This window comes from Vibrio sp. 10N.247.311.13 (genome assembly GCF_041467595.1).
Classification (GTDB): domain Bacteria; phylum Pseudomonadota; class Gammaproteobacteria; order Enterobacterales; family Vibrionaceae; genus Vibrio; species Vibrio crassostreae_C.
This window is the reverse complement of record NZ_JBFSUX010000049.1, coordinates 1-13359: the sequence shown is the minus strand read 5'-3', so window position 1 is coordinate 13359 and position 13359 is coordinate 1. Positions and strand designations below refer to the sequence as shown.

General features: G+C 45.2%; 13 protein-coding genes and 1 pseudogene. 10 read left to right on the top strand and 4 right to left on the bottom strand.

What is annotated here, in order from left to right; genetic code table 11:
* The first annotated feature begins 152 nt into the window (after positions 1 to 152).
* From AB6E52_RS17430 to AB6E52_RS17410, 5 genes and pseudogenes are all read left to right on the top strand, one after another.
* Positions 153 to 1088 carry a LysR family transcriptional regulator gene (locus AB6E52_RS17430; RefSeq protein WP_017068098.1) on the top strand — a complete coding sequence of 312 codons (936 nt, stop codon included), beginning with the start codon at positions 153 to 155 and terminating at the stop codon, positions 1086 to 1088.
* Between the two features lie 203 nt (positions 1089 to 1291).
* Complete coding sequence (gene gloA, locus AB6E52_RS17425; protein WP_017066787.1) at positions 1292 to 1669, top strand: lactoylglutathione lyase; 378 nt, start codon at positions 1292 to 1294, stop codon at positions 1667 to 1669.
* Positions 1670 to 1683: 14 nt separating this feature from the next.
* Positions 1684 to 2781 carry an alkene reductase gene (locus AB6E52_RS17420; RefSeq protein WP_017065285.1) on the top strand — a complete coding sequence of 366 codons (1098 nt, stop codon included), beginning with the start codon at positions 1684 to 1686 and terminating at the stop codon, positions 2779 to 2781.
* A gap of 110 nt (positions 2782 to 2891) precedes the next feature.
* Positions 2892 to 3758, top strand: coding sequence for a DMT family transporter (locus AB6E52_RS17415; RefSeq protein ID WP_017060207.1), 867 nt, complete (start codon positions 2892 to 2894; stop codon positions 3756 to 3758).
* A 42-nt stretch (positions 3759 to 3800) separates the two neighbouring features.
* Positions 3801 to 3917, top strand: a pseudogene (locus AB6E52_RS17410) (cytochrome c); the annotation flags it as partial.
* Positions 3918 to 4047: 130 nt separating this feature from the next.
* Here AB6E52_RS17410 and AB6E52_RS17405 read toward each other — a convergent pair.
* Positions 4048 to 4542: a peptidylprolyl isomerase gene (locus tag AB6E52_RS17405; RefSeq protein ID WP_017060208.1), complete on the bottom strand. Its 495-nt coding sequence runs from the start codon at positions 4540 to 4542 to the stop codon at positions 4048 to 4050.
* Positions 4543 to 4665: 123 nt separating this feature from the next.
* Positions 4666 to 5274, bottom strand: coding sequence for a TetR/AcrR family transcriptional regulator (locus AB6E52_RS17400; RefSeq protein WP_017066785.1), 609 nt, complete (start codon positions 5272 to 5274; stop codon positions 4666 to 4668).
* 167 nt (positions 5275 to 5441) lie between these two features.
* Between AB6E52_RS17400 and AB6E52_RS17395 the strand changes: the two genes are divergently transcribed.
* Positions 5442 to 6428 carry a glycosyl transferase family protein gene (locus AB6E52_RS17395; protein ID WP_081324522.1) on the top strand — a complete coding sequence of 329 codons (987 nt, stop codon included), beginning with the start codon at positions 5442 to 5444 and terminating at the stop codon, positions 6426 to 6428.
* A gap of 97 nt (positions 6429 to 6525) precedes the next feature.
* On the opposite strand, the gene AB6E52_RS17390 is transcribed toward AB6E52_RS17395, so the two are convergent.
* Positions 6526 to 6822 carry a hypothetical protein gene (locus tag AB6E52_RS17390; protein ID WP_029235295.1) on the bottom strand — a complete coding sequence of 99 codons (297 nt, stop codon included), beginning with the start codon at positions 6820 to 6822 and terminating at the stop codon, positions 6526 to 6528.
* A 167-nt stretch (positions 6823 to 6989) separates the two neighbouring features.
* Positions 6990 to 7223 (bottom strand): hypothetical protein, encoded by a 234-nt coding sequence (locus tag AB6E52_RS17385; protein WP_017060212.1) that lies wholly within the window; start codon positions 7221 to 7223, stop codon positions 6990 to 6992.
* 302 nt (positions 7224 to 7525) lie between these two features.
* On the opposite strand from AB6E52_RS17385, the gene AB6E52_RS17380 reads away from it, so the two are divergent.
* The 4 genes from AB6E52_RS17380 to udp all read left to right on the top strand — a co-directional run bounded on the left by AB6E52_RS17380 (position 7526) and on the right by udp (position 13137).
* On the top strand, positions 7526 to 7942 hold the full coding sequence (locus AB6E52_RS17380; protein ID WP_017060213.1) for a CBS domain-containing protein: 417 nt from the start codon (positions 7526 to 7528) through the stop codon (positions 7940 to 7942).
* A gap of 179 nt (positions 7943 to 8121) precedes the next feature.
* Entirely contained in the window at positions 8122 to 9585 is a 1464-nt protein-coding gene (locus tag AB6E52_RS17375) for an MATE family efflux transporter (protein ID WP_017065289.1), read from the top strand.
* Between the two features lie 153 nt (positions 9586 to 9738).
* Positions 9739 to 12096, top strand: coding sequence for a zinc/cadmium/mercury/lead-transporting ATPase (locus tag AB6E52_RS17370; protein WP_102321362.1), 2358 nt, complete (start codon positions 9739 to 9741; stop codon positions 12094 to 12096).
* A gap of 282 nt (positions 12097 to 12378) precedes the next feature.
* Positions 12379 to 13137: a uridine phosphorylase gene (gene udp / locus AB6E52_RS17365; protein ID WP_017065292.1), complete on the top strand. Its 759-nt coding sequence runs from the start codon at positions 12379 to 12381 to the stop codon at positions 13135 to 13137.
* The last annotated feature ends 222 nt before the right edge of the window (positions 13138 to 13359 follow it).

The window sequence follows — 13359 nt, the reverse complement described above, 5'->3', positions numbered from 1 at the left end:
AGCTATTCGAAAGAGTGAGTTGTTCTGACATTTTTGCTCTTTACCATATGATGCTTCCTTCTCAGTTTTGTTTTCTCAATGAGCATCCGTTGTTTCATTCTATCGCTTTTACGATAAGATAATTAAATCTATCGCCAAATGAGCACTGAATCATGAGTAATGACATTCCGAATTTTAACTTATTGGCTGTGTTTTCAGCGGTGATGGAGCAGGGCAGTTTGAGTAAGGCTGCCGATCATTTGAATACCAATCAATCGACGATCAGCACTGCGCTCGGCCGACTGAAAAATGAAATTGGCCAAGAGTTGTTTGTGCGCAGTGGGCGAGGGGTTGTGCCTACTGCTTACTCGCAAAGCTTGTATGAGCAAATCAAAGCGCCAATACACGAGCTCAACGGCGTGTTTCAAGGTATGGCTGGGTTTGATGAAGCGAGTACAGAGCGCAGGTTTGTGGCTTCGGTTCCCGAACATTTAAAGTGGATGTTGCTCGATCGATTTTCTCAGTTATCTAACCAAGGCTTATCTCTTGAGGTGTATGACCAACCAGATAGTGATGATCAAGTCCATGAGGATCTATTAACTCAGAAGTTTGATTTGATGATCGACATTGTGTTGCCTGAGCATTCAAGCATGATGAGCGAAAAGCTCTACGACAGTGAGTTTGTGATTGTTTGCCGAAATGGGCACCCTAGGATCAAAGGTGAGATCACCGAGGCGCAATATCTCAGTGAGCAACATGCGGTTTTAGCCAGAACACGTCGCCAAGTAAGAAGTTTGACTCACTACACTTCGTTAGACTTATCCTCGCGTAAAATTGTAATTCACGGCAGCTCTATGGCCAGTAACCTAATGCTGTGTAGCCAGACTGATTACATCACTGTTGTGCCGCTTTCTATGGCGAACCAGTATCAGGAACGTCTTGGGTTACAGTTGTTCAAACCGCCTTTCGATTATCAGCCTATCTCTCATTACCTCATTTGGTTGAAAAAACAGAACACCGATCCGGCACATAAGTGGTTGAGAGAGCAGATCATTAATACGACTAATGACATGTCTAAATCACTAAACAGTTGGCGCTCCGCTTTCTGATCGTCGCCCTATCTTTTGTTTGCCAAATATCTTCTTAACAAATCACTTGTATTAAGTGAGTTATAATAAAAAATTATCACAATGAGAATTTATGATAATTTCATTTATTTGCTGTCAGCTCGTATATTAACCCTAACAAAGGAGTGGGTAACCTCCACTCACGATTATATCGGCTCAGGTTGCTGGGCTAAAAAGGGCGAAATATGAAATTCCTACACACAATGATCCGAGTTACTGATTTAGACAAGTCTATCGAGTTCTACACCAAGGTATTGGGAATGAAGGAACTTGAACGCCACGAAAACAAAGAGTACCGCTACACATTGGTTTTTGTTGGCTATGAGCAAGGCGGCACGACTATCGAGCTAACGTACAACTGGGATACGAATGAGTACGAGATGGGCAGCGCGTTTGGTCATCTGGCATTGGGTGTAGAAGATATTTACGCAGCATGTGACAAAATCAAATCGCTAGGTGGCAACGTCACTCGCGAAGCGGGTCCAGTGAAAGGCGGCTCAACTCATATCGCTTTTATTACTGACCCAGACGGCTACCAAATCGAACTGATTCAACTAGGTTAATCGAGGATATAACAATGACAAACGCACTATTTCAACCAATTCAACTTGGTAATATCGAGCTTAAAAACCGTATTGTTATGCCACCGATGACGCGTTCTCGCGCAACGCAACCTGGTAATTCAGCAAACGATATGATGGCGGCTTACTACGCTCAGCGTGCTTCTGCAGGTTTGATTATTGCTGAAGGCACACAAATTTCACCTATGGGTCAAGGCTATGCTTGGACTCCGGGTATCTATTCTGATGAGCAGATCGCTGGTTGGAAAAAAGTGACTGATGCCGTACATGAAAAAGAGGGCGTTATCTTCGCTCAACTTTGGCATGTAGGCCGTGTAACACACCCAGACAACATTGGTGGTGAACAGCCAATCTCGTCTTCTGCACTTAAAGCACAAAACGTAAAGGTATTCATCGATAACGGTACTGATGAACCGGGCTTTGTTGATGTGGTTGAACCTCGTGAAATGACGAAACAAGACATCAAAGAGGTGGTTGAACAGTATCGCCAAGCGGCTTTGAATGCGGTTGAAGCAGGCTTTGATGGTATCGAACTTCACGCAGCGAATGGTTACTTAATCAACCAATTCATCGATTCTGAAGCAAACAACCGCACTGACGAATACGGTGGTTCAATTGAAAACCGTTTACGTTTCCTAGGCGAAGTGGTTGAAGCTATGGTTGAAGCGATTGGTGCTGACCGTGTTGGTGTACGCCTTGCTCCGTTCACATCGTTGAATGGTACGGTTGACGCTACACCAGTAGAGACTTACACAGCGGCGGCAGCACTACTTAACCTATACAAAATTGTTTACCTACACATTGCAGAAGTTGATTGGGACGATGCACCTGAAACGCCAAAAGCATTTAAAGCAGCAGTTCGTGAAGCCTACGAGGGTGTCCTTATTTATGCGGGTAAATACGATAGCGAGCGTGGCGAAAAAGCCGTTGCTGAAGGCGTAACTGACATGGTTGGTTTTGGTCGTCCATTCGTTGCGAACCCAGATTTACCAGCTCGTATTCAAAATGGTTACCCACTTGCAGCGCACGATCCAAACACATTGTTCGGTGGTGCTGAAAAAGGTTTAACGGATTACCCAGAATACGCAGGCTAAAAACAGCTGCCTGAAGCAGAGTATTGAGATAGTATCTCGATCCTGTTGAATGTTTATAAAAAGCAACCTTGCAGAGTCGGGTTGCTTTTTTTGTTATTGGACTAAGTAAAATGATGAACGTGAAAGCGATGCGCGGAGAGCTTTACCTTCTATTTGCCACCCTGCTAGCTGGGGTGGGATGGATTGCATCTAAGCTGGTGGTATTAGAAATGCCTGGGCCAGTGTTCATTGGTGTGCGATTCCTCGTCGCGAGTCTTATTCTTCTGCCATTTTGTATTCACCATATTCGTAAGCTTTCGTTTAAGCAGATTCTGTCTCTTTGCGGCGTGGGTTTGTTGTTGTCTGCCTCATTGCAGGTATGGGTGTTTGCAGTTTCGGTGACTGAAAGCTTGTCGGAAGGGGCATTCATCATGAGCTTAGCCATGATCATTGCACCGTTTGTGTCTTGGATTTTGTTTCGAGTTAAGCCTAATCGCGCGTTTTGGATGTCTTTCCCGATCGCGATTATTGGCATGCTGTTGCTGACTTTGGGTAACGGCTGGCATGTTGAGCAGAGTCAGATTTATTTCTTACTAGCATCGATGTTGTTGTCTGTTCACTTTGTGATGAACAAGCGTGTGATTACCAATATCAAGCCTATCGCATCAATCTGTGTGCAACTGTTTGTGGTGGGTGTGAGTGGTTTAGCCTTTGCTTCTATGACAGCTCAGCCGGAGTTCGAAATCACCAAAACCTTAGTCTTCTGGTTTATTGTCTCTGCGGTGATCGCAACGTCTATTCGTTACTTGCTACAAACGGTCGGTCAGCACTCCGTGAACATGGAAGTGGCGGCATTGATCATGATTCTTGAGCCTGTGTGGACGCTGCTGTTAAGTGTGAGTGTGCTTGGCGAAAGTGTAGAGATGCAGAAGCTGCTCGGTGGGGCGGTGATCATTGCTTCACTATTTTGCTATATCAAATGGTCGAGACGAAAATAAAACACTCGGCGCAAGGCCGAGTGTGGGTTGTTCTTCAAGTGCTTTTCTGAGCTTTATCAGGCGAGTGTTGAACAAGACTTGTCGAGTGCAGAGCAAGGGTTAAATTCTGCGAATAAGACGTGCAAAGGGTGTCACCGTACTTATCGTTCTCGCTGGTAACTATTCTAACAACGAGCTTTGAATACAGGTGGTAAAGTCGAACCCTTACCACCATAGTCCTATCGCACAGCCTTCTTTTCTTTATGCCATCAATTCGAATGCACTAGGGGCGGGAAAGGACGTGAATGAATTAGTCGCGAATAGTGACTTTTGTAATCACAATATCTTCGCAAGGCACATCTTCGTGTCCCCAGCGAATGGTTGTTGGTGCTTTCGCAATTTTGTTTACCACATCCATACCTGCTGAAACCTTACCGAATACCGCGTAACCCCAGCCAGCATTGGTTGTTGAGGTGTGATCTAGGAAATCGTTGTCATCAAGGTTGATGAAGAACTGCGCCGTTGCAGAATGTGGTGCATCAGTCCGAGCCATTGCCACAGAACCAATCACATTCTTCAAGCCACGGTTTGCTTCGTTGACGATTGGGGCACGAGTTGGTTTTTCTGTCATGTCGATAGTGTGACCACCACCTTGAATCATGAAACCTTCAATAACACGGTGAAATGTCGTGCCTTCGTAGAAACCGTCTTGGCAGTATTTAAGGAAGTTTTTCGACGTTACTGGCGCTTTTTCAAGGTTCAGTTCAATCTCGATATCGCCAAAGTTGGTGGTGAAAGTAATCATAGGGCTACCTAAAGTTGAAGTTTTACTGAGTCGTCATGACGAAAGTGGGTTGCAGTATAGGGAAAATAACAGCGGATACCAGTGATGGTTTTATTGTGGTTGAATTCTCGTCAACCACCAAAATCACGCCTGATATTGTTTAAGGAACATCTCGACACTTGAAGTAATGAGCACTTGCTTGTGTGCAGCATCCGGTGACGGCACATGACCAATGATTTGCGGCCAAAACGCAAAAGACTTAAGCAGACCAATGAACTGCGTGGAGGCGAATTGTGGGTCTAGTTCTACTAAACGACCGTCTGCCAACGCGGCTTTAATCCAGGTTGTAAGTCCACTTTCTGCTTGGGAATATTTTTCCATCGCTTGATGCGCCAGTTCTGCGTTATGGAAATACTCTGAGAACAAAACGCGTGACAGGTCGATGAAGCCTTCAGACTCAAGTAACTCAAGCTCTTGATTGGCTATCGAGGAAAGCTGTTCTTCAAGTGGCAGTTCTGCTTGATATGGGAAATGCGTTGCGGCCAGAGTTTTGCTCCAAATGCTGTCTAGAATCTCATCTAAAAGCAGTTCTTTGCTGGCAAAGTGATTGTATACGGTGCGCTTTGATACTTCTGCGCGACTCGATATTTTATCCATGCTGGTGGCCTTGTAGCCATGCTCAGTAAACTCTGCGATAGCAGCGGCAACGATCGATTCACGTTTTCTTTGGCTCAGCGTTTTTTTTACAGTCATCGGGATACTACTCAATATGTCGCGGTTAGTATTACATACGCTAATTTTACACCAGTAAGTTTACTTTTAGAACACCAATCCGCGTATTGGTAATTCGGTCGAGAGCAACTGAATCGCTTTGCAATGCACGGTGGGTATCATAGAATCGAAAGTGTATTCGAATTTTATTGATATCAACGGAAGAGAATAAACAATCAATGAGTAGTATTTTAGAGTGTATTCGTACAGTTGGACGAGGAGAAAGAGGGCGTAAGCCTTTATCGTTCGAACAAGCCTACCGCATCATGGATGAGTATTTAAGCGGAGAAGTCGGTGACGACCAAATGGCTATGCTACTGATGTTGATTCGTGTGCAGAATGAAACCAATGAAGAGATCGCTGGCTTTGTAAAAGCGTTTCAATCTCGAGTGCCAGATTTAGGCGCTGATATTGATTGGCCGTGTTATGCAGGTAAGCGTAACGATAACGCCAGTGGCAAGCCTTGGAACTTGTTGGCGGCAAAAATCTTAGCTGACAATGGCTATAAAGTGTTAATGCATGGCTATATGGATAAGCCGAGCGGTAGGACGCACGTTGAAAGCCATTTGCAAGATGTCGGTGTGCAAAGTGCTGAGAGCCCTGAACATGCTAAGTCGATTCTTGAACAAGACGGCATTGCTTATTTACCGCTAGCTAACTTTGCGCCCGAAGCACAAACCATGATTGGTTGGAAACACCGCTACGGTTTGAGAACACCAATTAACACGGTAGTTCGAGCATTGAATCCTGGTGGTGGCCGTTTAGGTCTGCGTGGCAGTTTCCATCCTGGCTTTCCACAACTTCATGCGGAAGTTGAGCATGTTATCGGAAATAAATCCCACTCGGTGATTTCATTCAAAGGGATGAACGGTGAGTCGGAATATAATCCTAAAGTTAGCCAAACGGTATGGATGAGCTCTCCTGACAAAGTCGAATCGTTCTACTGGGAAGAGATGATGAACCTAGAGCTGCCACTTCCTAGTCAATGTGTACTTGGCACATCGGCTGAAGATATGGCGCTAATGGCGAATACCGTTGTCGACAGCATGACAGCCATTCTCTTTGCAGAAACGCACGATAAAACTGAGGCATACCAGAAAGCGGTGCGCCTGTGGCATGAGTATTGTGCGCGTTAGATGGTGGTTTGTAATCAATGAGAGAAGGTCAGCGAGCGCTGGCCTTTTTATACTTGATTTCTAGCAAGGGCTTTTCGTGAACGCCCAAACAATAAAGCTACTTCACTCGCATCAAGCGATGCATTTTGTCTTCGAACTGAATCTCAATCACCTGTGAGATTTTCATCTTATCAACACGATCAAGCATTCTCGCTTGGTAATCACGTTTTTTCATCCACTCTAGCGGTTCTTTAAAGCCATCTTCATTAATCACAAACGACTGATCGGTAATAGAGTCTTCAAAGATATGAACCACCCAAATGCGTGATTGGAAATCCAATAACTCACTAAAGTAGCTTTTTAACTTAGATAAGGAATTCGTTAGATACGTTTTAGGTGGGGTTTGGGAAGACATAGTAAACCGTATTTGGACAATGAAAATCGGCAAGGGCGCCGTCTGATCATTATAGCCTTTACCCGTTAGGCTTGTCAGGTCGAATTCGGCAGCCATTCACGGCTATTGCGCTTGCTAATGCTACTATGGCTGCCAGTAAGAGATTAACCAAATCAGTGTCGGATTCACTATTTAACGAATAAGCCGAAGTCGATCTCTTGTTCTCTTTGATATTTCACCAGCTTCACTTTTAGGTCGTGTTTTGCTGCTAAATCAATGGCTAAGCATGACATGCGTTTTATCTCATCAACGCAGCTTGATATCAGCGGTTTTTCTTGATTATCGATAGTGGCGATGAGTGTGTTTTCTGTGCCGTCGTTACCTGCGTAAATATACGCGTACATGTTGTTGTCGTGTTGCATAAACTTCCTAAAACGGGATTTCTAATTATTAGTGAGGTGAAGATTACAGGGTTTATTTAAGCAGGCTAGCTCGGCTAAGTAAGGTTAAGCAAGGGAAAGTAAGGCTTTGTAAGGGCTCTTTTTTTTCTTTTTTCTGGCGTTCGAAAACGTGCTCAACCCTTTGTTTGTCTCACTTTTTTGTCTTGTTAGGTTTTGCCTATCAATAAAATTGTTGAAATCCATTTAGTAAAATCAAGATTTTAGACAACAATTAACTTAACAAGATAGAAAATATATGACGCAAAGTATTTAGGGAGAACGCAATGCATTCTATTAAAGTGAAAGATTACATGACGCAGCAGGTTGTGACATTTACTCCTGATATGCCGTTAAGTCTAGCGTTAGACAAAGTGATGCGTAGCCACCATATGGGTGGGCCCGTAATCGATGATAACGAACAAGTGATTGGCTTCCTTTCAGAGCAGGATTTACTCGAGAAACTTGTGAAGGTCAGTTACTTCTGCCAAGACACACACCTTGTGGGTGACTGTATGTACCAAGAAGTGCTGTCGGTGTCACCTGACTTATCCATTATTGAATTGGCGGACATGATGCAGGTTGGAAAACCTAAAGCATACCCTGTGATCGATAATCGAAAACTGGTGGGTATTATCACCAGAACTGATGTTTTGAGAGCAATTGGCAAGAACTTGGAAGAATGCTTCAAACATCAGGTATAGTAGCGTGTTAAGAACGATTATTTTTCTCAATACTCTCAATTGAAAAAAGGCGCACTAGCGCCTTTTTTCTGTATAGCGCTTTTCTTGGTCGATCCTTTCTTTTTGGATCCCTAGCCAGTTGAACAGTTGAACAGCTGATTAGGCTTTAGCTCTTGGGTATTCCAACTTTTGGAGGTTTCATGTCAAATCAAACGGCAAAGTTTGTTGAAGGTTCAACGATGCGCCACATATTGGTGATGTCGGGGGCTGGCTCTGTCGGTTTGATGGCGTTATTTGTGGTCGATCTGCTCGACATGCTGTTTATCAGTATGCTCGGACAGGTTGAATTGGCTGCTGCGGTAGGCTTTGCAGGTACGCTGACTTTCTTTTCTACCTCCGTTTCTATCGGTACTTCCATTGCCATGGGCGCATTAGTGTCCAAAGCCATCGGCTCCAAGAATCAAGAGCACGCTCGAAACCTAAGCACCAGTATCATGCTGACTGCGTTTGTTATCAGTTCAACCATAACTGCAATCATGTTCGCTTATATTCCAGAGCTGCTAGCCGCGATAGGCGCCAAAGGCATTGCAGCCGAACGCGCTCAAGCTTACCTACAGATTTTGCTACCTAGTGGTCCATTTTTGGCGTTAGCGATGGCAGCGGGTGCGGGCTTAAGAGCGGCAGGTGATGCTAAGCGTTCGATGTGGGCAACTTTGTCTGGCGGCATTGTTAACGCGATTCTCGATCCTCTGTTTATTTTTGGTTTTGGTTGGAACATCGAAGGGGCGGCTATCGCTTCGGTTGTCGCTCGTTTCTCGGTGCTATTCTTTTCGCTTTATCCTCTTATTCGCAGCCATCAGCTGGTAGCTCCGCCTTCTTTTGTGCAATGGCGCATTAATATTCGACCAATATTGGCGATTGCGCTGCCTGCGATTATCACTAATACTGCAACGCCTATCGGTAATGCGATTGTGACAACGGGTATCGCACAATATGGTGAGGACTTTGTCGCGGGCTTTGCCGTGATAGGTCGTCTGACGCCAGTTTGTTTTGCGGTTATCTTTGCCTTGTCTGGCGCTGTGGGGCCAATCATTGGTCAGAACTTTGGTGCTGAACGCATGGACCGAGTAAAAGAAACACTCAATAACTCATTGCTGGTTACTACGGCATACACCATCGCTGTTTGTATTCTGTTGTACTTCGTTCAAGGTTATGTCATTCAAGGCTTTAGCTTACAAGGTGATGCAGCAATCATTGTGGCGGCTTTCTGTACCTATGTGGCGTTAACCTTCACCTTTAACGGTGCACTATTTGTTGCCAACACGTCTTTCAACAACCTAGGTAAACCGCTTTACTCGACAGCATTGAATTTGGGTAAAGCGACGTTAGGTACTCTGCCGTTCGTATATCTAGGTTCGCAATGGTATGGCGCTTTGGGTGTTCTTTATGGTCAAGCTTTGGGTAATGTTCTGTTCGGAATTTTAGGTATCTTGGTGCTTCGACATCATATCGCTGAACTGATGCAAGGATCTCAAGTTGATCCAGTGGAAGACGATGTGTCGATTGTCAGCCTAAACACACAGCCATTCTGTTCACACGATGCGGTGCTTATTGATGATGTATCGGCGAACCGTGAAGAGTGTGCGGAGCTTAAATCTCAGTAAGCCATCGGCGCTGGCATAATATTTTTGTTTTCTTGAAAACTTCTTCTTGACCTTGGAGTAGCCTCCAAGGTTTATACTTTTGATGAACTTAAGGTTCTGTTGCTCGTGAGTTAGCAACAACCTCAAGGCTTTTGAGTATTAAGGAGATACATTATGTGCGCAAAACATGCAGCGTGCCGCTCAGCAAAAGTGGACGTTCAACCTCAAGCGGCAGGAGCAAGTTGCTCTAGCCCTAAAATTTCAAGCATCACAGCAGCAGGTACTTCATCTGGTTGTTGTAGCTCTTCTGCTACTTCGTCATCGTCTGGAGATGGTTGTTGTAGTTCGTCGGACAGTGGAGAAGAAGACAGTCAGTCCTCAACTTTATCTCTCGACGCCAAATTTTCGAAAAGTTGGCTGGTTGCCGGAATGGACTGCCCAGCTTGTGCAAGAAAAATAGAAAACGCGATCAGCAATATTGACGGTGTTATTCAAGCGAAGGTTCTCTTTGCTACCGAAAAGCTGGTTGTGAAATTCGATAATCAAAGCCTTGCTGACACCATTGAACAGGTCTCTATCAAAACGGGTTTCCCTCTTACGGAAGTCGGTTCAAAGAAAGAAAAACAACAACCTGAGACTTTTTGGCAAGCTTATATCCAACCTAATTTACAGATTATCGCGATTGCAGCGGCAATGCTGTTTGCGGCGCTTCTGAAAAGTACCTCTCCTCAATTAAGCGAAGGCTTGTTTACGGTAACTTGTCTGCTTGGTTTATATCCGGTGGCGAAGAAAGCGGTTCAGCTGGCGCGTTCAGGTACACCGTTTGCTATTGAAACCTTAATGAGTGTTGCCGCGCTGGGTGCTTTGTACCTTGGCGAAACTGCGGAAGCAGCGATGGTTCTATTGTTGTTCTTGATTGGTGAGCGCTTAGAAGCGTTTGCTTCATCAAGAGCAAGAAGTGGCGTTCAAGCGCTAATGGCATTGGTACCAGAAAACGCGACTAAGATCATCAACGGCGAGCGTGTAGAAGTAGCAGTCAGTGAACTGGTTCCAGGTGATGTGATTGAAGTGGCCGCGGGCTCTCGTTTACCTGCTGACGGCCAATTGATTACAGACGCGGCAAGCTTTGATGAAAGTGCGTTAACCGGTGAATCTGTTCCTGTTGAATACATCGAAGGCAATAGCATCATGGCTGGCGCTGTGGTGGTCGATAAAGTGGTTCGTATCACCATCACTTCAAAACAGGGTGAGAACGCGATCGATCGCATTCTTCATCTGATTGAAGAAGCAGAGTCTCGTAAAGCACCACTAGAGCGATTCCTCGATAAGTTCAGCCGTTGGTACACACCGTTAATGATGGTAGTGGCTCTGTTGGTCATCATCACGCCACCATTGTTGTTTGCGCAGCCATGGGAAACATGGGTTTACCGTGGCCTAGCGCTATTGTTGATTGCTTGTCCGTGTGCCTTGGTTATCTCGACTCCTGCAGCGATTACCTCTGGCTTAGCAGCAGCAGCGAAACGTGGCGCGCTCATTAAAGGCGGCGCAGCGCTAGAGCAGCTTGGTAAAATCCAAACCATCGCCTTCGATAAGACAGGCACACTGACCGAAGGTAAGCCTCAGGTTACGGATATTCAACCTCTATCGGGGTGGCAACAAGACGCGATGCTGCGTGTGGTTGGGGCGATTGAAGTTGGCTCTACTCACCCGTTGGCGCAGTCACTTGTCGCTAAAGTAAAAGACCTGAATATTGAGATTCCTGAATCACACAACAAGAAAGCGTTGATTGGTAGTGGTGTTGAAGGGGATGTTGATGGTGTTAAGTATCAGGTTCTGTCACCGTCTAAAGTCACGTTCGAACTTGGTGCCGATGTGGTTTCTCAGGTAGAAGCATTAGAAGGTGAGGGCAAGACGGTTGTGGTTGCTCTTGAGGTTAAAGATCAAGAAGAATCAACAGAGCAAGCTACGACGGTGATTGGTCTGATTGCTTGGCAAGATACGTTACGCAGTGACGCTAAGCTTGCGATTGAACGACTTAATGAATTAGGTATTCAATCTATCATGTTGACCGGCGATAATCCGCGCAGTGCAGCAGCGATCAGTAGCAAGATTGGTATGCAGTACAAGGCAAGCCTATTGCCAAGCGACAAGGTATCTTACGTTGAGGAGTTATCTCAACAGTCGCACGTGGCGATGGTCGGTGATGGCATTAATGATGCACCAGCAATGAAAACGGCGAATGTCGGCATCGCAATGGGTGGTGGTACGGATGTCGCTTTGGAAACGGCGGATTCAGCACTGACTCATAACCGTTTAACTGAGCTGCCAGCGATGATTGAACTGTCGCAAGCGACCATGAACAACATCCGTCAAAACGTAGCCCTTGCGCTTGGTTTGAAGGTCGTATTCTTGGTGACAAGCTTGTTAGGTATTACCGGTTTGTGGGTGGCAGTTTTAGCGGATAGTGGTGCAACTGCATTGGTGACATTGAACGCATTGCGTCTGCTTCGATTTAAATCTAAAGCGGACTAAATCGAGCTCACCGACATAGAGCATTCTTAATATAAAAGCGCCTTTAGCGGTAATACGTTAAAGGCGCTTTTTGTCTCATTAGTATGCAACATAGGCGTGCGGATTGCTTATTTTTGTGATGCCAATCGGTTTTTTGTGAAACTTGAATTATTGTTGCGATCATTCATGTGACATGTGTCACTTCATTTTGTAATGAGCTTGGTTAGAGTGTGTTCGTACCCCACGAATTTACTATGAGCTTAAATAAGGGTAAAAAGCCCAATAAGCCAAAAGGAGCGAACTATGTCTCAAGCTGTTTTCCACTTAGGTGTTACTGAAGCAGATCTTAACGGTGCTACTCTTGCGATCATCCCTGGTGATCCTGCTCGTGTGCAAAAAATTGCAGAAGAGATGGAGAACCCAGTATTCCTTGCTAGTCACCGTGAATACACGCTTTACCGCGCAGAGCTAGACGGCAAACCAGTTGTTGTATGTTCAACAGGTATTGGTGGTCCATCGACTTCTATCGCAGTTGAAGAGCTTGCTCAACTTGGTGTTCGCACTTTCCTACGTGTTGGTACGACTGGTGCTATCCAACCTCACGTAAACGTGGGTGACATGATTGTTTCTACAGGTTCTGTTCGTCTAGACGGCGCTAGCCTACACTTTGCTCCTATGGAGTTCCCAGCAGTGGCTGACTTTGAAGTTGCAACAGCAATGAAAGCGGCAGTTGATGAATCAGGTGCAACAGTTCACATGGGCGTAACGGCATCAAGCGATACGTTCTACCCAGGTCAAGAGCGTTACGACACGTTCTCTGGTCGCGTTGTTAAGCGCTTCCAAGGCTCTATGCAAGAATGGCAAGACATGGGCGTTCTAAACTTCGAGATGGAATCTGCAACACTGCTAACTATGTGTGCAAGTTCTGGTCTGAAAGCAGGTTGTGTTGCTGGTGTAATCATCAACCGTACTCAAAAAGAGACGCCTGATCACGACACTCTAAAAGTAACAGAAGCACGTTCAATCAAAGTGGTTGTAGAAGCCGCTCGTAAAATGCTTTAAGTCTTAAAGTGCTCTGAGTTTTAGAGAGCATTAAGTCTTCAAGTGACATTAAATTTTGAAAATGGCCGCATCGTATGATGCGGCCATTTTTTTGTGCCGTCTGAAAGTAATCAATAGAGAAAACAGACAACAAAAAAGGCGAGTGACTTAATCGTCATTCGCCTTTTTAACAAATAAGGATTAAGGTGTTGCGCAGCCAACACTAAATCCCGAGTGTTGAAC